Raw genomic sequence first — 18838 nt, 5'->3', positions numbered from 1 at the left:
CCGCCCTAAACACTCACGACAGCCCGTGCCGACCATGAGCCGTGGGGTTCCAGCGTCACCTCGCGGACGTCGTCGTCGCGGCGGTCCAGCCGGACCACCAGGTAGTCCGACGACAGCCGCTCTGCCGAGCCCTCGCCCCACTCGACGACGATGGCCGAACGCTCCAGGTCCGTGTCCAGGTCCAGGTCGTCCAGCTGGGACAGGTCCCCGCCCAGGCGGTAGGCGTCGACGTGCACCAGCGGCACGCCGGCGGCACCCGCCGGGTGGACGCGGGCCAGCACGAACGTCGGGCTGCTCACCCGGCCGCCGACGCCAAGGCCGTCCGCGATGCCGCGGGTCAGCGTGGTCTTGCCCGCGCCGAGGGGCCCGGCGAGCAGCACCAGGTCACCCGCGCGCAGGGAGCGGCCGAGCGAGCGCCCGAACTCCATCGTGTCTTCGGGTGTCGGGAACAGATACGTCAACGCTGCCACCACCAGTTCCGCCGGGCCGAGTCCTCGCCGTCCACACCGGAGCAGCGTTGCAACAAGTCGATCAGGTGGCTGGTCACCAGGTCCGGCTGCTCCAGCAGCACCATGTGCCCGGCGCCGCGGACGCGCACCAGCTCCGCGTCGGGCAGCTCGGACGCGATCCGCTCGGCGTGCGCGAACGGCGTGAAGCGGTCCGAATCACCGCCGAGCACCAGCACTTCCGCGGTCTTCAGCCCGGCCAGCGCCGCGTAGCGGTTGTGGCTGCCGAGCGTGTCGACGAAGTTCACGAGCCCGCGCACCGGCGTCACTTCCAGCATCTCGAGCATGAAGTCGACGAGCCGGGGTGCGACGTCGCGGCTGCCGAACGCCAGCCGGCGCACGGCCTGGCGCGTCAGCTGGCCACCGGCCGCGCGGACGAACTCGACCAAGCCCGGCTGCCAGCCGGCGAGACCGCCGGCGGCGCGCGTCAGCGGGTTGTACTTCGAGAGCAGCGAACGCGGCAGCCCGCGCGCCCCGACCTCGCCCGCCGCCGTCGCGATGAAGGCGACGCCGGCCACGCGGTCCGCGAACAGCTGGGGGAACTCCGCGGCCAGCTCCATGATCACCATGCCGCCCATCGAGTGCCCCACCAGCACGATGGGCCCGGTCGGCACCAGCGACCGCAGCACGACGTCGAGGTCGCGGGCCAGCTGCTCGATCGTCGAGTTCTCCGCCGACGCCGCGCCGGACAGGCCGTGGCCGCGGTGGTCGTAGTAGACCTGACGCACGCGCGGCAGCCGCAGCTTCGCGAGGTCGCGGCGCTGGAAGTGGAAGCACCGCCGCGAAAGCGCGAAACCGTGCACGCCCACGACGGTCAGTTCGGGCTCGCCGCCGTCTTCCGGGTCGATCTCCTCGACCGAAAGCGGGGTGCCGTCGTCGGCCGCGACCGTGGACGTGCGGTCCGGCTTCAGCTCCCCCAGGGGCTCGTCCACGTACGGGTCCTCACTGTGCCGCCGCTGCTGGGCGGCGACCGCGATGGCGGCCGCGGCGGTCCCAGTGGCCACGGCTCCGACGCCGCCGGCGATGGCCAGCAGTCGACGTGAAGGTGTCACGAGGCCGCCCCCAGATACCGGCGCGCCACCCGCGGGCGGTACATCGACGTCACGATCTCGTAGTCGATGGTGCCGAGCTTGTCGGCCCATTCCCGCGCCGTCGGCTCACCGCGCGTCCCCGGTCCGAACAGGACGACCTCGGCGCCGACGTCCGGCTCGAAGTCACCGCAGTCGACGATCAGCTGGTCCATGCAGACGCGCCCGGCGACGGGCCGCCGTTGCCCGCCCAACCAGACGTCCATCCGGCCCGACAGCGACCGCGGCACGCCGTCGGCGTACCCGGCCGGCACCAGGGCCAGGTTCGTGTCGTGCGACGCGGTCCAGGTGTGCCCGTAGGACACCGACTCCCCGGCCTCGATGCGCTTGACCAGCGCGACGGCGGACCGGAACGTCATGGCCGGGCGCAGGTCCTCGGCCTGCGGCACCGGGTTGAGCCCGTACATCGCGATGCCCGGCCGCACGACGTCGAAGTGCAGGTCCGGCCGGGTCAGCAGGGCCGCGGAGTTCGCGAGGTGGCGCAGCGGGTCGAGCCCGGCGGCGCGGGCGACGTCGTAGGCGTCGTCGAAGCGCTTCGCCTGGGCGTCGATCGACGGGTGACCCGGCTCGTCCGCGCACGCGAGGTGCGACCAGATCGCGACGACGTCGACGCGCGGTTCGGCGGCCGCCGCGGAAACCAGCTCGGCCCAGCCCGCGGGCGGGCAGCCGTTGCGCGAGAGGCCGGTGTCGATTTTGAGGTGCACGCGAGCCCGGGTACCCGCGGGGACGGCGGCGGCGATGCGACGTAGCTCACCGACCGAGCTGGCGGCGAGGTCGACGTCCGCCTCGACGCCCGCGGCGAAGTCGACCTCGGGCACGTCCAGCCAGCTGAACAGCCGGGTGGTGATCCCGGCGCGGCGCAGGTCGAGGGCCTCGCCGAGCGAGCAGGTCCCGAGCCAGCTCGCGCCGGCCTCGACCGCGGCGCGCGCCACCGGCAGCGCGCCGTGGCCGTAGGCGTCGGCCTTCACCACGGCCATCACTTCGGCGCCGGGCGCGCGGGCGCCCAGCAGCGTGAGGTTGTGGCGGATCGCGTCGAGGTCGATGTCGACCTGGGCACGGGGAGAACTGGAGGGCGTCATGACGCCCGCCAGTTTCCCATGACCCGAGGTCAGGACAGGCGCGCCCCGGACGTGGCGGAGAACACGTGCAGCTCGTCGGGACGGATCCGCAGGTGCAGGGTGTCGCCCATGGCCGGCGGCTTGCGCGGGTCGACCCGGGCCACGACGTTGGACTTGGTGCCCTCGGCGTCGGTCTCGGCAAGCTTGCCGTAGACGTAGGCGTCCGAACCGAGCTCCTCGACCAGTTCCACCTTGATCGGCACGGTGCCGTCTTCGGTGGCCGACACCTCGAGCGACTCCGGCCGGAAGCCCAGCGTCACGGTGTCGCCCTCGGCGGCGGCGATGATCTCGCGGGTCAGCGGCACGCGCGCGCCACCCACCTCGGCGCCGTCGGTGGTGAGCTTCGCGGTGACGAGGTTCATCGCGGGCGAGCCGATGAAGCCGGCGACGAACGCGTTCGCGGGCTTGTCGTAGAGCGCGCGCGGGGTGTCGCACTGCTGCAGCAGGCCGTCCGACAGCACGGCGACGCGGTCACCCATCGTCATGGCCTCGACCTGGTCGTGCGTGACGTACACGGTCGTGACGCCGAGGCGGCGCTGGAGCGCGGCGATCTGCGTACGGGTCGACACGCGCAGCTTCGCGTCGAGGTTCGACAGCGGCTCGTCCATCAGGAAGACCTGCGGCTCGCGCACGATCGCGCGGCCCATGGCGACGCGCTGGCGCTGACCACCGGAAAGCGCCTTCGGCTTGCGGTCGAGGTAGTCCTCGATGTCGAGCAGCTTGGCCGCGTCGAGCACCTTCTGCTTGATCTCGGACGCGGGGCGCCCGGCGATCTTCAGCGCGAAGCCCATGTTCTGCCCGACGGTCATGTGCGGGTAGAGCGCGTAGTTCTGGAACACCATCGCGATGTCACGCGAGCGCGGCGGCAGCTGCGTGACGTCGCGGTCGCCGATCCAGACGGCGCCGTCGTCGATGTCCTCGAGGCCGGCGAGCATGCGCAGGCTGGTCGACTTGCCGCAGCCGGACGGGCCGACCAGCACCAGGAACTCGCCGTCGGCGATCTCCAGGTCCAGTGCGTCGACGGCCGGGCGGTCGCTGCCGGTGTAACGCCGGGTCGCCTTGTCGTAGGTGATGGAAGCCATCGGGGTCAGTCCTCTCCGAAAGTCCGCCGGACCCCGTGCGCGGCTTCGCGCGCTTCGAGGTGGCGCTGCTGGATCCGGTGGCCCTCGGCGCGCTGCGCCTCGGTCGGCTCGTCCAGCTCGAGCCGCGTCTTGTTCTTTCCTTGCCAGGACGGGGGTTCCGCACCGGAAGTCAGGGCCCAGGCCGCCTGCCGCGCCGCGCCGATGGCGACGTACTCGGCGACCTCGGGCAGCTGCACGGGCACGCCGAACACGAGCGGCGCGACCGCGCGGACGGCGGCCGACTGCGCGCCACCGCCGATCAGCAGCACGCGGTGGACGTCGAGGCCGTGCGCGCGGACCGCGTCGAGACCGGCGGCCAGGCCGCACAGCATGCCCTCGACGGCGCTGCGCGCGAGGTTCTCCGGCGTCATGTTGGCCCGGGTCAGGCCGGCCAGCGAGCCGGTGGCGTCGGGCAGGTTCGGGGTGCGTTCGCCGTCGAGGTAGGGCAGGAACGTCAGGCCGCCGGCCCCGGGCTCGGCGCGCAGGGCGAGCCGGTCGAACTCGCTCAGCGTCGCGCCGAGCATCGTCGCGGTCGACGTCAGGACGCGGGCGGCGTTGAGCGTGCAGGCCAGCGGCAGGAAGCGGCCGGTGGCGTCGGCGAACCCGGCGACCTCGCCGCTGGCGTCGGCCGCGCCGGTCTCGGCGACGCCGAACACGGTGCCGCTGGTGCCCAGCGACACGACGACGTCGCCCGGCTGCAGTTCGAGCGCGAGCGCGGCGGCCATGTTGTCGCCGGTGCCCGCGGAGACGAGCACGCCGTCCTTCGTGTGGCCGGCCGTGTCGGCCGGGCCGAGCACGGTGGGCAGCTCCGGCGTCCGGCCGCCGAAGGCGTGCGCGAGGACGTCGAGGCGGTAGGCGTTGTCGGACGGCGAGAAGTAGCCGGTGCCGGACGCGTCACCGCGGTCGGTGACCGGGTCGCCGCCGGTGAGCTTCCAGGTCAGCCAGTCGTGCGGCAGCAGCACGCGAGCGACGCGGTCGGCCAGCTTCGGCTCGTGGTCGGCGAGCCAGCGCAGCTTCGTGACGGTGAAGCTGGCGACGGGCACCGACCCGACGGACTTCGCCCAGACGGACGGCCCGCCGAGCTCGTCGATCAGGTCGAGCGCGGCCTGCGCCGAGCGGTTGTCGTTCCAGAGCAGCGCGGGCCGGACGACGTCGCCGCCGTCGTCGAGCGTCACCATGCCGTGCTGCTGGCCGCCGATGCCGATGGCCTTGACGTCGTCGAGCAGCCCGGAGGTCGCTTCCTGGAAGGCGCCCCACCACGCGGCGGGGTCGACCTCGGTGCCGTCCGGGTGCGGCGCGCGGCCGGTGCGGACGATCTCCCCGGTTCCGGCGTCGCACACGACGACCTTGGTCGACTGCGTGGACGAATCGATGCCGGCCACCAGCTCAGCTGTCATACGGCTGCCCCTCCTCGACGTGTTCGACGATCTCGATCGCCGTGCCCGCGTTGAGCGCGGCCTCGATCTCCTCGGTCGGCGTGGTCTCGCCGGTGATCAGCAGGTCGTAGTCCCCGACATCGCCGTGCGCGTAGGTCGCGGTGCGGCCGAACTTCGAGTGGTCGACGACGAGGACGCTGTGGTTCGCGATCTTCAGCGCGGTCTTCTTCAGCTCCGCGTAGTCGCGATCGGGGTGGTAGAGCCGCCCGATCGCGACGGCGGTGACCGACACGAAGGAGACGTCCGCGCGGATGCTGTCGAGCAGGTTCAGCACCTCGGGCCCGGCGCAGGAGTCGTACTCGTGGCTGTACCGCCCGCCGGCGAGCACGACGTCGACCTTCGGCCCGAGCAGCCGGGCGGCGTGCAGCGAGTTGGTGACGACGGTGAGCGCGTCGATCTCGGCGAGCCGCTTGACCAGCGGAAGGAGGGTGGTGGAGTCGTCGACGAAGACGGTCTGCCCCGGCTGGACGTGGTTCGCGGCGGCCTCGCCGAGCGCGTCCTTCTCGCCGTGGTGGAGGGTGTCGCGGAAGCGGGCGGCGGTCTCGATGGTGAGCGCCGGGTAGGCCTCGACCTTGCCGCGCAGCTTGCGCAGGAGACGACGTTCGTCGAGGTCGTCGAGGTCGCGGTGCATGGTCATCAGGCTGACCTTGAAGCGTGCGGTGAGGTCGTCGATCCGGGCTTCACCCTGCTCGATGACGTGATCGAGGATGTCCTGCCGCCGTTGTTCGACGACAGCATCGGACGGCCGGGTCTTCCGGTCTCCAGACGCTGTGCCGCCGCTCACACGCACTTCTTACCAGATTTAACGCCCGGAGTTAACAGAGAACTCGATAACTCTTCGCGCGCCGGTCGCTCGGGCGCAGGTTCGTGGGTTGCGGCGGGGGCACGAACGGCCCGTTCGCGACGCTCGCCCAGGCTCGAACGGGCCACTCGCGACGCTCACCCGGCACCAACGGACCGTTCGCGATGCTCCTCTGGGCACCAACGGGCCACTCGCACCCTCCCGCCAAAGCGCGAACGGGCCACTCGCGACCCAACCCGCCAAGCCACTCGCGACGCTTACCTGGCACTAGCGGGCCACTCCAGAACCTCCTCGGGCACCAACGGGCCACTCGCGCATCCCGCCGGGCACCAACGGGCCACTCGCGCCCTCCCGCCAAGGCACGAACGGGCCACTCGCGACCGTCGCCAGGCACCGCTCCGAGCGGCACCAACGGACCATTCGCACCTCACGCACGCCGTCCCGCCAAAGCGGCACTTTCACGTGAAAGTGCCGCTCGGCCAGCTCAGGACGTCAAAGACCGGACCGCGCGGATCGCTTCCGGGATCGCGTGGACCAGCGCCGACGACGACGTCGGGGCGTTCTGGGCCGCGATCGCGCCCGCCACGGAGTGCACGTGAGCCGCCGCGGCCGCCGCCAGCCAGGGGTCCACTCCCGCTGCCAGCAGGGCGCCGATCAGGCCTGACAGCACGTCGCCCGAACCCGGCGTCGCCAGCCAAGCTCCGTGTGGCTTGTTGACCGCCACCCGGCCGTCCGGGGCCGCGATCACCGTCACGTACCCCTTCAACAACACCACCGCGTTGTACCGCCGGGCCGCGTCGCGCGCCGCCGTCACCCGGTCCGCGCCTGGGGCACGCCCCATCAGCCGCGCGTACTCGCCCGCGTGCGGGGTCAGGACCAGCGGTGTGTCCGGGTCGCGCGCGTCCAGGACCTCCGGGGACTTCGCGATGATCGTCGTGGCGTCCGCGTCCGCGCACACCGGCAGACCCCGGCCCAGGACGTACCGGACGACGTCGCGGCCCTCCGAGCCCGTGCCGATGCCCGGGCCGACCGCCCACGCCTGCACCCGGCCGGCGTCGGCGACCGTGCCCGTCGCGATGACCTCCGGCCACTGCGACCGGACGACGTCCGCCGCGTGGCCGGCGTACCGGACCATCCCGGCCGTCGCGCGGACCGCCGAACCCGCCGTCAGCACCGCCGCGCCCGGGTAGGTCGCCGAGCCCGCCGCGACGCCGACGACGCCCTGGCTGTACTTGTCGTCCTCGGGGCCCGGCACCGGCCAGGCCGCGGCGACGTCGACGACGTCCAACTGGTTCAGTGAGGGTTCCCCCAGCTCGAGCCCGATGTCGACCAGCACGACCTCGCCGCACCACGTCGGCGCCAGCACGTGCACCGGCTTGCGGGCGCCGAAGGTGACCGTCAGCGTGGCCCGCACCGCCGGGCCGTCGACGGCGCCGGTGTCCGGGTCGACGCCACTGGGCAGGTCGACCGCCACGATCGGCGCTTCGACGAGGGAGACCAGCCGCGCGGCTTCGGGGCGCAGTGAGCCCGAAGCGGAGATCCCGACGATCCCGTCGACCACGACGTCGGCTCGCGCGATCCACTGTGGACCGTCCTCGGCGGACACCACCCGGCCACCCGCGCGGCGCAACGCCGCGAGCCCGGCCTCGTGCGCTCGCGAACCCAGCAGCACAGCCGTGACGGCGACTCCGCGACGGCGCAGGAAAGCCCCGGCCCACAAGGCGTCACCGCCGTTGTCACCGGAGCCGACCAGCAGCACGACCCGGCGTCCCGACACCGTGCCCGTGTGCTCGGCGAGGAACTCCGCCAGCCGCACGGCGAGCCCGAACGACGCGCGCCGCATCAGCTCGCCCTCGGGCGTGACGGCGAACAGCCGCCCCTCCGCCTCGCGAATCCGTTCCGTGGTCCAGATTCCCTGCACGGCGAAGGCCTCCCGTTATTCGACGGTGACAGACTTCGCCAGGTTACGCGGCTTGTCGACGTCGTACCCGCGGGTGCGGGCGATCTCCGCGGCCAGCACCTGCAGCGGCACCGTGGACACCAGCGGCTGCAGCAGCGTCGGCACCGCGGGGATCTCGATCAGCTCGTCCGCGAACGGCCGGACCGTCTCGTCACCCTCTTCGGCGATCACGATCGTGCGCGCGCCGCGGGCCTGGATCTCGCTGATGTTCGACACCAGCTTCGAGTGCAGCACCGCGCGGCCCTTGGGCGAGGGCATCACGACGACGACCGGCAGGCCGTCCTCGATCAGCGCGATCGGGCCGTGCTTGAGCTCGCCGGCGGCGAAGCCCTCGGCGTGCATGTACGCGAGCTCCTTGAGCTTCAGCGCGCCTTCGAGGGCGACCGGGAACCCGACGTGGCGGCCGAGGAACAGCACGGCCTTCGAGTCGGCGATCCGGCGGCCGAGGTCCCGCACCTGGTCCACAGTGGACAGGACCTTCCGGACGGCCGCGGGCATGGCCTCCAGCTCGGCGAACTCGCGGGCGACCTCGTCCGGGTACTTCGTGCCGCGGGCCTGCGCCAGCGCCAGGCCGACCAGGTAGTTGGCCGCGATCTGGGCGAGGAACGCCTTCGTCGAGGCGACGCCGATCTCGGGGCCGGCGTGCGTGTAGAGCACCGCGTCGGACTCGCGCGGGATCTGCGCGCCGTTGGTGTTGCAGACGGCCAGCACGCGCGCCTTCTGCTCGCGGGCGTGGCGGACGGCCTCCAGGGTGTCCGCCGTCTCGCCGGACTGCGACACGGCGACGACGAGCGTCGCGCGGTCGAGCACCGGGTCGCGGTAGCGGAACTCGCTGGCCAGCTCGACCTCGACCGGCAGGCGGCACCAGTGCTCGATGGCGTACTTGGCGACCAGGCCGGAGTGGTAGGCCGAGCCGCAGGCGACGACGAAGACCTTGTCGACGTCGCGCAGGTCCTGGTCGGAGATGCGCTGCTCGTCGAGGATGATCCGGCCGTTGTCGAAGTGCCCGCGAAGGGTGTTCGCCAGCGCCTCGGGCTGCTCCTCGATCTCCTTGAGCATGAAGTACTCGTGGCCGCCCTTTTCGGCGGCCGAGAGGTCCCAGTCCACGGTGAACGGCTTCGCCTGGGCGGCGTCGCCGTGGAAGTCGGTGACCTCGTAGCCCTCGCGGGTGATCACGACGAGCTGGTCCTGGCCCAGCTCGACGGCCTCGCGGGTGTGCTCGATGAACGCCGAGACGTCGGAGGCGACGAAGTGCTCACCCTCGCCGACGCCGACGACCAGCGGCGACGACCGGCGCGCCGCGACGATCGTGCCCGAGTGGTCGGCGTGCGTCACGACCAGCGTGAACGCGCCTTCGAGACGACGGCAGACGGCGGCGACGGAGGCCGCGAAGTCCCCGGCGGTCTCGCCGCCGGTGTACGCCCGCGCGATCAGGTGCGCGGCGGTCTCGCTGTCGGTGTCGCTGGCCATCTCGACGCCGTCGGCTTCCAGCTCGGTGCGCAGGGCGGCGAAGTTCTCGATGATGCCGTTGTGCACGACCGCGACGCGCTCGGAGGCGTCCCGGTGCGGGTGCGAGTTGCGGTCCACCGGGGCACCGTGGGTGGCCCAGCGGGTGTGGCCCATGCCGGCGGTGCCGGCGAAGCTGCCGCGGCCGACCTTGTCCAGCTCGGCTTCCAGGTTGGCGAGCCGGCCGGCCTTGCGCTCGACGTTCAGCGCGCCCGCGCCGTCGAGGACCGCGACGCCGGCCGAGTCGTAACCGCGGTACTCCATGCGCCGGAGCCCGCCGAGAACGACGTCCAGGGCCGGGCGGTGCCCGACATATCCCACGATTCCACACACGCGCACCAGCCTAACGAGGGACATTCAGCGGGCTGACCGGGCACGTGAACCGCCCGCGACCTGCGCGGACGGCGTTCCACATGGTCCGGACCAATGCGAAAAGGGTGACGTACGCAGTGTGAGCGCCCGGTTCCGCTCCGCGCTTTCGGCGGCCCCGGTGCGGCGAGCGAGCCGGGGCCGGGTGCGGGCAGTAGGGTTCCGGCCATGGCCAGCAAGCCCAAGCAGCTGCTCGCGGAGCTCAAGCACCCGGGTCCGCACGAGGTCCTCCGGGGCAACCTCGCCCTGGTCGGCCTGCCGGGCGTGGTGTATACGCCCCGCGCCGGTCTCGGCCTGCCCGCCGTCGCCTTCGGGCACGGGTGGCTGCAGCCGCCCGACCGGTACCGGCAGCTCCTGCACCACCTCGCCAGCTGGGGCATCGTCGCCGCGGCGCCGGCCACCCAGCGGGGGCCGCTGCCGTCGCACCGGCTGCTCGCCGCCGACCTGCTGACCACCCTCGACGTCGTCACGACGGTCCGTCTCGGCCCGGACGGCATCAGCGTCGACCCTGCGAAGCTCGGCCTCGCCGGGCACTCGGCCGGCGGTGGCTCGGCCGTGCTGGCCGCGGCGCAGGACGCGCAGGCCGAACACCCGCGGATCCGCGCCGTCGCGACGATCGCGGCCGCCCAGACGCTCCCGCCGGCCAGCGAGGCCGCGCGCGGCATCACCGTCCCGGGCCTGCACCTGGCCGCCGAAGAAGACCTGGTCGCGCCGGCGGTCGGGCACGCCGAGGCGATCTCGGACAACTGGGGCGGCGACGACGTCCAGCTGCGCACCCTCGGCAAGGCGTCCCACCTCGGTGTCACCGAGGGCAGGCACTGGTCGCAGCTGATCATGCACGGCAAGCCGCACCGCGGCACCCAGCAGCTCACCCGCGCGCTGTTCACGGCGTTCTTCCTGACCCACCTGACCGGCACCGACAAGTACCGGCCCCTGCTGGAGGCGGACGTCAAGCGCGCGACCATCGAGCGCGAGGACGAACCCGCTCACTGACCACACGAGAAAGGCCCGGCGAGATTCTCGCCGGGCCTTTCCGCTGTCGGAACCTCAGACCAGCCAGCTCGTGCTGGAGAAGTCGTCCTCGTCCTCGACCGGACGCGCGTGCCGTCCCCGCGGGCGCTGCGGCTCGGGTGCCGGGGGCGGTGGCTCCGGTGCGGGCACCGGCTCCGTCACCGGCTCGGGCCGCGGCGCGGTCGCGGCCAGGGCCGGAGCGGCGGGGAAGCTGTTCGTCGGCGTCGAGTCCTCGTCCTCGCCGCCGAACTGCATCAGCGACTCGCGGCCCTTGTCGGCCAGGGTCTTCTCCGTCGCCCAGCCGCCCGCGCTCTGCTTGCGCTTGTTGAGCTCGTCCATGTGCTCGGCGTACTTCTGCGCGGCACCCAGCTCGTTCTTCAGGCCCTCGCGCGCCTGCGTCTCGGCCTCCGCGACGCGCCGTTCGCGCAGCCCCCGCTGCTCGTCCTGCTCGCGCGCCGCGGCGTCCATCGTGGAGATCGCCGTGCGGTACCGCTCTTCGGCGCTGCTCATCGCCCCTCCTCAGCTCTCACTCGAAAGCCCTCCCAGAAGGCCCGTCACCGGTCGTACCGGATCGAGCGCTCACCCTCGTCGTCCAGCGAGCCGCTGATCCGGCCCTTCGCCCCGCTCGTCTCGAAAACGCCGCCTTCGATGCGGTACTGGCTGGGGCCGCGCTGCTGGTCGCCACCGCCGCCGCCACCGGGCGAGCCACCCATGCCGCCCATCATCCCGCCCATCCCGCTCATGCCACTGGCCGAGCCGCTCGCGGCCGCCTGGTGCATGCCGGGGTCGACCGGCGTCGCGCCGAGCCCGCCGCCGTCGGCCGCCGGGAGCGACGCGTCGCTGCCCGCCTGCGCGCCCGGCTCCAGCGACACCGCGCCGGCGAAGTCGGCCGTGGTGTGGCCACCGGTGACGGCGGAGCCGAAGTCGCTCGCCCCGGCCGTGGTCGTCGAGTCGCCGCCACCGCCGGCCCCGGCGTCGGCCGTGGCCAGCGCCGGTTCGGCCGTCGCGTCGGTGCCGAGGTCACCGGAGAAGTCCATGCCCCCCGGCGTGCTGAACCCGCCGCCACCGCCGGCCGACGAGCCTTGCGTCAGGCCCGGATCCGGGTTGTCCGGCGCCGGGTCCTTCGTCAGCGGCGGCTCGGCGTCCGCGTCGTGCTGGATCTCGGCGGCGACGCCACTGCCGCTGTCCGGCCCGCCGGCCGCGCCGTCGGACCCCCCCGTACCGCCGGGGGTCGCGCCGGACGTGCTCGTGTCAGACGCCGCGCCGGTCCCGTCGGCCTTGAGGTCGTCGGCCTTCGGGCCGTCCTTCGAATCCAGGGTGTAGGTGGTCGGCTCGCCCTTGCCGTCGTCGACCGTGACGACCGTCGGCCCGCCGGGGCCTTCCGGCCGCTCGGCGGTGATCTTCAGGTTGCCGTCCTGGATGTGGATCTTGCCGTCGGCGCCCGGCTTGTAGCTGCCGTCGGCCGAGGGCTGCCCGTCCTTGACGGCGTGGCTGCCCTGCGGCCCGAAGGCGGCGTCTTTCGCGCCGTCGGTGGTCTTGCCGTCGGCGCCCTTGGCCTCGGCCTTGTCGTCGTCGCCCCAGTCGAGGGGGTAGTCCTTCTTGTGGCCCTGGCCGTCGTCGACCGTGATGTCCATCTTGCCCTGCTTGTCGGGCTCGGACATCTCGATCGTGTTGTCGCCCTTCTTGACCGACACGGTCTCCGTGTCGTCGGCGTCCTTGATGGCCTCGCCGGTCTTCGGGTCGATCGGGTACGGCTCGCCGGTCGACGGATCGACCTCGAGGGGCTTGCCGGTGACCGGGTTGGTGCCGGCGTCGTCCGGCTTCGGCGCGGCGTCCTCCGGCTTCGGCGGCTCGCTCGCGGACGGCGTCGTGGTACCGCCGCCACCGCTGCCGGTGCCGCCGCCACCCGTGCCTGGCCCGCCCCCGCCGGTGCCGGGGCCGCCGCCACCGGTGTTGGAGTCCTTGCCCCCGCCGCCGGTGCTGGTGTCCTTGCCGCCGTCACCCTTGCCCGTGTCCGGGCCGGCACCCTTGGCCTCGGTCAGCTGGTTTGTGTAGCCGGACAGGTACTGGTCGAGCGCGCCCCACTGCTGGTCGATCGTGTCCTTGGCGGACTTGCAGGAGCCGTTGAACGCGTTGATCAGGCCCTGGTACTCGGTGGTGAACGCGCCGTCGCGCCAGTAGCGGCAGACCTGGCGGCCGTACTCCTTGTTCTCGTCGTTGAAGCCGCAGTCGTCGTTCTGCAGCCGCTCGGCGAGGTTCGTCTGGTTGCCGTTCTGCGCGTTGACGCTGTCGACCCAGCCGGCGACCTTCATGAAGTCGTCGAACTCGCCGGTCTCGCCGTTCGCGATCTTGAGGACGTCGCGGGCCATGGTGATGTCGGCCTGGGCGATCGTCGTGCGGTGCAGCGCGAGGACCTCGTCGACCTTCTTCTTGACGGCGTCGAAGACGTGCCCGACGGTCTCCGGGAGCAGCTTCGCGGCGCCGTCGATCTGCTGGGAGAGCTCCTTGGCGTGCGGCTTGATCGCCTCGTCGTACTTGATCTCCGCCGCGTTGGCGCCCTTGCCCTTCCACTCCCCGAAGAGGGTCTGGAGCTCGGTGTCGCTCTTGGAGAGCGTGTCCTCGACGACCTTGTGCGCCTTGCCCAGGTCGTCGGCGTCGGTGAGGAACTTCTGGTACTGGATGCCGCGGTTCTCGTGGAACTTGTCCTTGAGGTCCTTCTGCGGGTCGAGCTGGCCGGTGCCGCCCTTGATCTTGTTCCAGATGTCGGTGGTCCACAGCACCAGGAAGTCGACCGTGACGTTGCCCTGGTCGAGCTGCTCGTCGGAGCTCTTCGCGCCCGCGTTGAGCGTCGGCTTCGCGATTCCGTCGAGGTTCTTCTTCGCCTGGTTCTTGCGGTCGGTCTGGGCCTGCTGTTCCTTGCCCTTGGCCTGCGACTCCTGCTGGGCTTCCTTCAGCCGGTCGTCGACCTCGCCGTCGGAACCGGTGGGGTAGAGCGGCGTGGTGGCCCAGTTCCGGTCGGAATACCCGTCGATGTATTCCTTGGCGTACTTTTCTTCTTCGTCGTTGAAGTTCCAGGTGTCCTTGTCGTACGCCTCCATGAGGGCGGATTTCTTTTCCATGGAGACGTTCGGGTCGTCGAGGACCTTCTTGATGTCAGCCCATTCGGCCATTACTTGCTCCCCGCCGCGTTGGCCTGCGCACCCGCGTCCGATTCCTGCGTGGTGTACTTCCCGCCCGCGGTACCGATGCCACTGCCGAGGTTCATCAGCGCGTTCGACAGCCCGGTCATGCCCGCGCCGATCTCGTCGATCCCGGCCTTGTACTTGCCGAAACCTTCCTGGTGGACGCGGCCGAAGTCCGCAGCCACGATCGCCGTCGGCGCGACTTTCTTCGCTTCGCCCGCCGGGTCGTCCGCGACGTCGTTGAGGCGGATCTGCGCCCGCGTCATCGCTTCCGAACTCGCCGTATAACCGTCTGGCATGGTGGCTGCCCCCTTCGATCCCACAGTCCCTGGCACCTGTTCGAAGACTGTGACGCGCCCGGACGCCGATCGGTGCCGTCGCAGATGCACACAGAGTCTAGCGTTCGGCCGTCTGGCCAGCCGCGACTTCGGAAAAGTGCACCCGGGAGTCACCCGGTGGCGCGCTGTGCCTCGACGGCTTCGGAAATGACCTCGGCGACGCCCCGGACGTCGACCAGCCGGTCGAGCTCGTCCAGGTCGACGGAGACGCCGAAGCGGACCTCGACCCGCGCGAGCAGCTGGATCCGCTGCCGGGACGTCAGGCCGATGTCGTCGAACGGCGTCGAGTCGGCGAGCCGGTCCGGCGGGAGCTCCAGCGCGAGCGCGACGATCTTCCGGATCTCGTCGGCGTAGGCGGCCGCGTCAGTCATGGCGCCCATTCTCACCCCACCAGCGGTCCCGGGCCGCGGCGCGGGAGACCTTGCCGCTGGAGGTGCGCGGCACCGCGCCGGGCCGGACCAGCCACAGGCCGCGCAGGGGCAGGTCGTGGCCCGCCGACACGGCCCGGCGGACGGCGGTGGCCACGGCGTCGTCGTGGTCCGCGGCGCCGACCACGGCCGCCACGCCCTCACCGCGGCCGTCCCGCACCGCGAACGCCGCGACCCGGCCGGCCCGGACGGCGGGGTGCGCGGCCTCGATCGTCGCCTCGATGTCCTGCGGGTGGTGGTTGCGGCCGTCGACGATGATCAGGTCCTTCAGCCGCCCGGTGACGTACAGCAGGCCGTCGTGGACGAAGCCGAGGTCGCCGGTGCGGAGCCAGCCGGGCTCGGCGAAGGCGTCACCGCGGTCCGGCCGGCCCCAGTAACCGTCGGCGACGTTGGGCCCGGCCACCCAGATCTCCTTGTCGACAACCTGGACGCGCTGGCCGTAGGGCCGGCCCGCCGAGACCAGCCGCTCGCCGTCGAAGTCCGTGATCGTCGGGCCTTCGTCGCCCGCGCTGGCGACGAACACCGTCGCCTCCGCCAGCCCGTAACACGGCTTCTGCGCGGCCCGGGGCAGCCCGAACGGCGCGAAGGCGCGATCGAACGCCTCGACGGTGGCCGCGCGGACCGGCTCGCTGCCGTTGAGCACCGAGTTCACGTGCGACAGGTCGACGTCTTCGAGCTCGCCGGCGGCTTCCGCGGCCAGGTCGAAGGCGAAGTTCGGGGCCGCCGTGATCGCGCCCGGGTGCCCGGCCAGCAGCCGGATCCAGCGCAGCGGGTCGCGCACGAACTCCATCGGCGTGAAGAACACCGAGTGCGCGCCGAGGAACACGGGCGTGCCGATGAGCAGGACCAGGCCCATGTCGTGGAAGAACGGCACCCAGCCGGCGAGGTGGGTCGACGCGTCGGCGTGGTAGCACCGGGTGGTCTGCCAGCAGCTGGCCACCAGCGCGCGGTGGGAGATCACGGCGCCGGCCGGACGGCTCGTCGAGCCCGACGTGTACTGCAGGTAAGCGGGGTCGGTCATGGCGACCGCGGCGGGCGGCTCGACGTCGTCCGGCTCGACGTCGTCGATCGCCAGCAGCACCTCCGGCCGGGACGCCAGGCTCGCCAGGAGGTCCTTCGACGTCAGGATGACCGACGGCGTGGCGTCGGCGAGGGCCGACTCGAGCCGGGCGCGGTTGGTGCGGCCGGCCGGGACGGACAGCGGCACCGCGACGCGCCCGGCGTACAGCGTCCCGAGGAAACCGACGACGTACCCGAGGTCCTGGCGGGCGACGATCGCCACCCGGTCACCCGGCCGGGTGACGCGGCGCAGTTCGCGGGCGACCCCGCGGACGCGTGCGAGCACCTGCGGCCACGTCAGGGTGTGATCGACAGGCCCTGGGAAGACCCGGCAGGTGAACGCGGGCCGGTCGGCGGCCGCGTTGCGGAGCAGGAGATCCGTGAGGGGCGTGGTCAGGACCTCGTCCGGGACGGCTGCGGGCGGCACCGCCTCATCCTGCCCTACGGTGTGGATCCGATGGACGAGTTCGAACGGCACGGGATCGCCGTGGTCGAGGGCCGCGACGCGGCGGCGCGCGCCCTGCGGTCGCCGGAGCTGACGTCGGATCCCGGCCTCGGGTCACCCAGCGTGCTGCTGCGCGACGGCGACGGCCACGCACGGGTGCGCGGTGTGCTGCGGGAGATCATCGCCACGCTGGAGCCGTTCCCGGACGCGGTCCGCGCCGATGTCGAAACGGTCGTCGACGCGCTGGGGACGTCGTTCGACCTCGTGCGCGACTTCGCGCGGCCGGTCGCGGGCCTGGTGACGGCCGCGGTGCTGGGCGTGCCGCTCGACGACGTCTTCCTGGACCACCTGGAAGCGACGACGGCGAACCTCGACGTCTTCGGCGGCACCGACCGGCAGGGCCAGGCGTCGGCGTTCCGGCTGTCGGTGCAGCTCAGCCGGGCTCCGGCCGAGCCGGGCAGCGGCCTGGCGGCCCTGCGCGCGGCGCACGCGGCGGGCCGGCTCGACGACGACGAGCTGGCGATCAACCCGGTGGTCCTGGCGCACGCGGCGTACGAGAACTCGCTGAACTTCCTGGCGAGCGCCGGACTTTCGCTGGCTTCGGGCGTCGCGCGGACGAGCGCGCGTGACCTGGCGGCGGAGATCTGCCCGGCCCGGTACGTCCTGCGGTTCGGTTCCGAAGGTCCGGTGGCGATCTCCCTGACCGACGGCTTGCCGTTCGGCCTGGGCCGCCACGCCTGCCCGGGGTCCGGAGTGGCGCTGGCCGAAGCCGAGATCGCGCTACGCGCGCTGGCCGACGTCCTCAGCGGCGGGTGCCGGGTCGAGGACGTGCGGTGGAAGACACACCCGGTGTTCCGCGGCCTGGCCTCGGCGCGGGTCCTCGTGAGTGTTTAGGGCGGTTCTAACCGCCCTAAACACTCACGAGAGCCGCGGCAGACTCAGGAAACCGCCGAGACCACTCCGGCGAGGCGGTCGGCGGCGGCCTGGGCGGTGGCCTGGGCCGGGGCCTCGACCATCACGCGGACCAGCTGCTCGGTGCCGGACGGGCGCAGCAGCACCCGGCCTTCCTCGCCCAGCTCGGCCTCGACCTCGCCGACGGCGTCGCGGACCTCGCTCGACCCCGCGACCGCCGCCTTGTCGGCGACCCGGACGTTGATCAGCACCTGCGGCAGGCGGTTCATCACGGCCGCCAGGTCGGCGAGGGACTTGCCCGTCTCGGCCATGCGGCTCATCAGGCGCAACGCCGTCAGCAGGCCGTCACCCGTGGTGGCGTGCGCCGGGAGGACGACGTGGCCGGACTGCTCGCCGCCGAGGGCGAAGCCGCTGGACCGCAGCTCCTCGAGGACGTAGCGGTCGCCGACCGCGGTGGTGACCACGGTGATGCCGTGGGCCCGCATCGCCAGGTGCAGGCCGAGGTTGCTCATCACGGTCGCGACCAGCGTGTCCTTGGCCAGCTCGCCGGACTCGGCCAGCGCGAGCGCCAGCACGGCCATGATCTGGTCGCCGTCGATCAGCTCGCCGGCGGAGTCGACGGCCACGCAGCGGTCGGCGTCACCGTCGTGGGCGATGCCGAGGTCGGCGCCGTGCTTGACGACGGCCTCGCGCAGCCGATCCGGGTGGTTGGAGCCGCAGTGCTCGTTGATGTTGACGCCGTCGGGCTCGGCGTACAGCGCGACGACCTCGGCGCCGGCGCGGCGGTAGATCTCGGGCGCGGCGGCGGACGATGCGCCGTTCGCGCAGTCGACGACGACCTTGAGGCCGTCGAGCGAGTGCGGCGTCACCGCGAGGAGGTGCTCGGCGTAGCGGTCGAGGGCGTCCTCGACGTCCGTGACACGACCCACACCGGCGCCGGTCGGCCGGACGGCGTTCGAGGCCAGGCCGGCTTCGATCTCGTCCTCGATGCCGTCGGGGAGCTTGTGCCCGCCCGAGGCGAAGAGCTTGATGCCGTTGTCCGGCATGGGGTTGTGCGACGCGGAGATCATCACGCCCAGGTCGGCCTCGAGCGAGCCGACCAGGTAGGCGACGGCCGGCGTCGGCAGCACGCCGACCCGGCGCACGTCCGCGCCGGCGGAGGTGAGCCCGGCCACGACCGCGGCTTCGAGCATCTCGCCACTGGCGCGCGGGTCCCGGCCGACGACCGCGATGGGCCGGTGCGAACGGTCGTGCGCGGCGAGGACGCGGGCGGCGCTGGCGGCGAGCGCCAGCGCGAGTTCGGGCGTCAGCTCGGCGTTGGCCAGACCACGTACCCCGTCGGTACCGAACAGGCGTGCCATCGATCGACCTCCTCAGAGCGGCTGCGGCAGCGCAACCACCACGACAACCTAGCGAGCGTTCCCGGGCGCACTACCCCACCCCCGAATGTCGCTCCGAGCACGGGAAATGCGACATCCGCCTGGGCGGGTCGGTAAAAACGCCGGAGCGCCCATCCGATAGACGGATGAGCGCTCCGGTGGGTTGCGCCAGAGGCGC

At 72.4% G+C, this 18838-nt stretch carries 16 protein-coding genes; 2 read left to right on the top strand and 14 right to left on the bottom strand.

What is annotated here, in order from left to right:
• Nucleotides 1-5 precede the first annotated feature (5 nt).
• From tsaE to glmS, 8 genes are all read right to left on the bottom strand, one after another.
• A complete protein-coding gene (tsaE, locus tag OHS58_RS41200) occupies nucleotides 6-461 on the bottom strand; it encodes a tRNA (adenosine(37)-N6)-threonylcarbamoyltransferase complex ATPase subunit type 1 TsaE (protein ID WP_328645918.1) in 456 nt (151 codons plus the stop codon).
• On the bottom strand, nucleotides 458-1558 hold the full coding sequence (locus OHS58_RS41195; RefSeq protein WP_247060599.1) for an alpha/beta fold hydrolase: 1101 nt from the start codon (nucleotides 1556-1558) through the stop codon (nucleotides 458-460). The genes tsaE and OHS58_RS41195 overlap by 4 nt, the downstream gene beginning before the upstream one ends.
• On the bottom strand, nucleotides 1555-2673 hold the full coding sequence (gene alr, locus OHS58_RS41190) for an alanine racemase (RefSeq protein WP_328645917.1): 1119 nt from the start codon (nucleotides 2671-2673) through the stop codon (nucleotides 1555-1557). Before alr ends, OHS58_RS41195 begins: the two co-directional genes overlap by 4 nt.
• A gap of 29 nt (nucleotides 2674-2702) precedes the next feature.
• Complete coding sequence (locus OHS58_RS41185) at nucleotides 2703-3794, bottom strand: ABC transporter ATP-binding protein (RefSeq protein WP_247060595.1); 1092 nt, start codon at nucleotides 3792-3794, stop codon at nucleotides 2703-2705.
• Nucleotides 3795-3799: 5 nt separating this feature from the next.
• A complete protein-coding gene (xylB, locus tag OHS58_RS41180) occupies nucleotides 3800-5230 on the bottom strand; it encodes a xylulokinase (RefSeq protein ID WP_328645916.1) in 1431 nt (476 codons plus the stop codon).
• Nucleotides 5220-6053: a DeoR/GlpR family DNA-binding transcription regulator gene (locus tag OHS58_RS41175; RefSeq protein ID WP_326946044.1), complete on the bottom strand. Its 834-nt coding sequence runs from the start codon at nucleotides 6051-6053 to the stop codon at nucleotides 5220-5222. The genes xylB and OHS58_RS41175 overlap by 11 nt, the downstream gene beginning before the upstream one ends.
• Nucleotides 6054-6555: 502 nt before the next feature.
• A complete protein-coding gene (locus tag OHS58_RS41170) occupies nucleotides 6556-7992 on the bottom strand; it encodes an NAD(P)H-hydrate dehydratase (protein ID WP_328645915.1) in 1437 nt (478 codons plus the stop codon).
• A 15-nt stretch (nucleotides 7993-8007) separates the two neighbouring features.
• Entirely contained in the window at nucleotides 8008-9870 is a 1863-nt protein-coding gene (gene glmS, locus OHS58_RS41165; protein ID WP_326946042.1) for a glutamine--fructose-6-phosphate transaminase (isomerizing), read from the bottom strand.
• A 204-nt stretch (nucleotides 9871-10074) separates the two neighbouring features.
• Between glmS and OHS58_RS41160 the strand changes: the two genes are divergently transcribed.
• A complete protein-coding gene (locus tag OHS58_RS41160) occupies nucleotides 10075-10899 on the top strand; it encodes a dienelactone hydrolase family protein (RefSeq protein ID WP_328645914.1) in 825 nt (274 codons plus the stop codon).
• Nucleotides 10900-10953: 54 nt separating this feature from the next.
• On the opposite strand, the gene OHS58_RS41155 is transcribed toward OHS58_RS41160, so the two are convergent.
• The 5 genes from OHS58_RS41155 to OHS58_RS41135 form a co-directional block, all read right to left on the bottom strand.
• Nucleotides 10954-11427 (bottom strand): hypothetical protein, encoded by a 474-nt coding sequence (locus OHS58_RS41155; RefSeq protein ID WP_328645913.1) that lies wholly within the window; start codon nucleotides 11425-11427, stop codon nucleotides 10954-10956.
• Between the two features lie 44 nt (nucleotides 11428-11471).
• Nucleotides 11472-14087, bottom strand: a complete 2616-nt coding sequence (locus tag OHS58_RS41150; protein ID WP_328645912.1) for a WXG100 family type VII secretion target — start codon at nucleotides 14085-14087, stop codon at nucleotides 11472-11474.
• Nucleotides 14087-14398, bottom strand: a complete 312-nt coding sequence (locus tag OHS58_RS41145; protein ID WP_247060586.1) for a hypothetical protein — start codon at nucleotides 14396-14398, stop codon at nucleotides 14087-14089. The genes OHS58_RS41150 and OHS58_RS41145 overlap by 1 nt, the downstream gene beginning before the upstream one ends.
• 149 nt (nucleotides 14399-14547) lie before the next feature.
• Nucleotides 14548-14808, bottom strand: a complete 261-nt coding sequence (locus OHS58_RS41140) for an acyl carrier protein (RefSeq protein WP_247060584.1) — start codon at nucleotides 14806-14808, stop codon at nucleotides 14548-14550.
• Nucleotides 14801-16351, bottom strand: coding sequence for a fatty acyl-AMP ligase (locus OHS58_RS41135; protein ID WP_328645911.1), 1551 nt, complete (start codon nucleotides 16349-16351; stop codon nucleotides 14801-14803). The genes OHS58_RS41140 and OHS58_RS41135 overlap by 8 nt, the downstream gene beginning before the upstream one ends.
• 30 nt (nucleotides 16352-16381) lie before the next feature.
• Here OHS58_RS41135 and OHS58_RS41130 point away from each other — a divergent pair, with 30 nt between their 5' ends.
• Complete coding sequence (locus OHS58_RS41130; protein ID WP_328645910.1) at nucleotides 16382-17263, top strand: cytochrome P450; 882 nt, start codon at nucleotides 16382-16384, stop codon at nucleotides 17261-17263.
• A gap of 44 nt (nucleotides 17264-17307) precedes the next feature.
• On the opposite strand, the gene glmM is transcribed toward OHS58_RS41130, so the two are convergent.
• On the bottom strand, nucleotides 17308-18642 hold the full coding sequence (gene glmM / locus OHS58_RS41125; protein ID WP_326946036.1) for a phosphoglucosamine mutase: 1335 nt from the start codon (nucleotides 18640-18642) through the stop codon (nucleotides 17308-17310).
• Between the last annotated feature and the right edge of the window lie 196 nt (nucleotides 18643-18838).

Source organism: Amycolatopsis sp. NBC_00348, assembly GCF_036114655.1.
Lineage (GTDB): Bacteria > Actinomycetota > Actinomycetes > Mycobacteriales > Pseudonocardiaceae > Amycolatopsis.
The sequence above is the reverse complement of the archived record's forward strand: the minus strand, read 5'-3'. Positions and strand labels throughout refer to the sequence as shown.

What these genes read in the sequence shown, in the direction of transcription:
- OHS58_RS41155 (WP_328645913.1), bottom strand. Translation starts at nt 11,427, where the DNA reads ATGAGCAGCGCCGAAGAGCGGTACCGCACGGCGATCTCCACGATGGAC.
- OHS58_RS41140 (WP_247060584.1), bottom strand. Translation starts at nt 14,808, where the DNA reads ATGACTGACGCGGCCGCCTACGCCGACGAGATCCGGAAGATCGTCGCG.
- OHS58_RS41160 (WP_328645914.1), top strand. Translation starts at nt 10,075, where the DNA reads ATGGCCAGCAAGCCCAAGCAGCTGCTCGCGGAGCTCAAGCACCCGGGT.
- OHS58_RS41145 (WP_247060586.1), bottom strand. Translation starts at nt 14,398, where the DNA reads ATGCCAGACGGTTATACGGCGAGTTCGGAAGCGATGACGCGGGCGCAG.
- glmM (WP_326946036.1), bottom strand. Translation starts at nt 18,642, where the DNA reads ATGGCACGCCTGTTCGGTACCGACGGGGTACGTGGTCTGGCCAACGCC.
- OHS58_RS41150 (WP_328645912.1), bottom strand. Translation starts at nt 14,087, where the DNA reads ATGGCCGAATGGGCTGACATCAAGAAGGTCCTCGACGACCCGAACGTC.
- xylB (WP_328645916.1), bottom strand. Translation starts at nt 5,230, where the DNA reads ATGACAGCTGAGCTGGTGGCCGGCATCGATTCGTCCACGCAGTCGACC.
- OHS58_RS41130 (WP_328645910.1), top strand. Translation starts at nt 16,382, where the DNA reads ATGGACGAGTTCGAACGGCACGGGATCGCCGTGGTCGAGGGCCGCGAC.
- alr (WP_328645917.1), bottom strand. Translation starts at nt 2,673, where the DNA reads ATGACGCCCTCCAGTTCTCCCCGTGCCCAGGTCGACATCGACCTCGAC.
- OHS58_RS41185 (WP_247060595.1), bottom strand. Translation starts at nt 3,794, where the DNA reads ATGGCTTCCATCACCTACGACAAGGCGACCCGGCGTTACACCGGCAGC.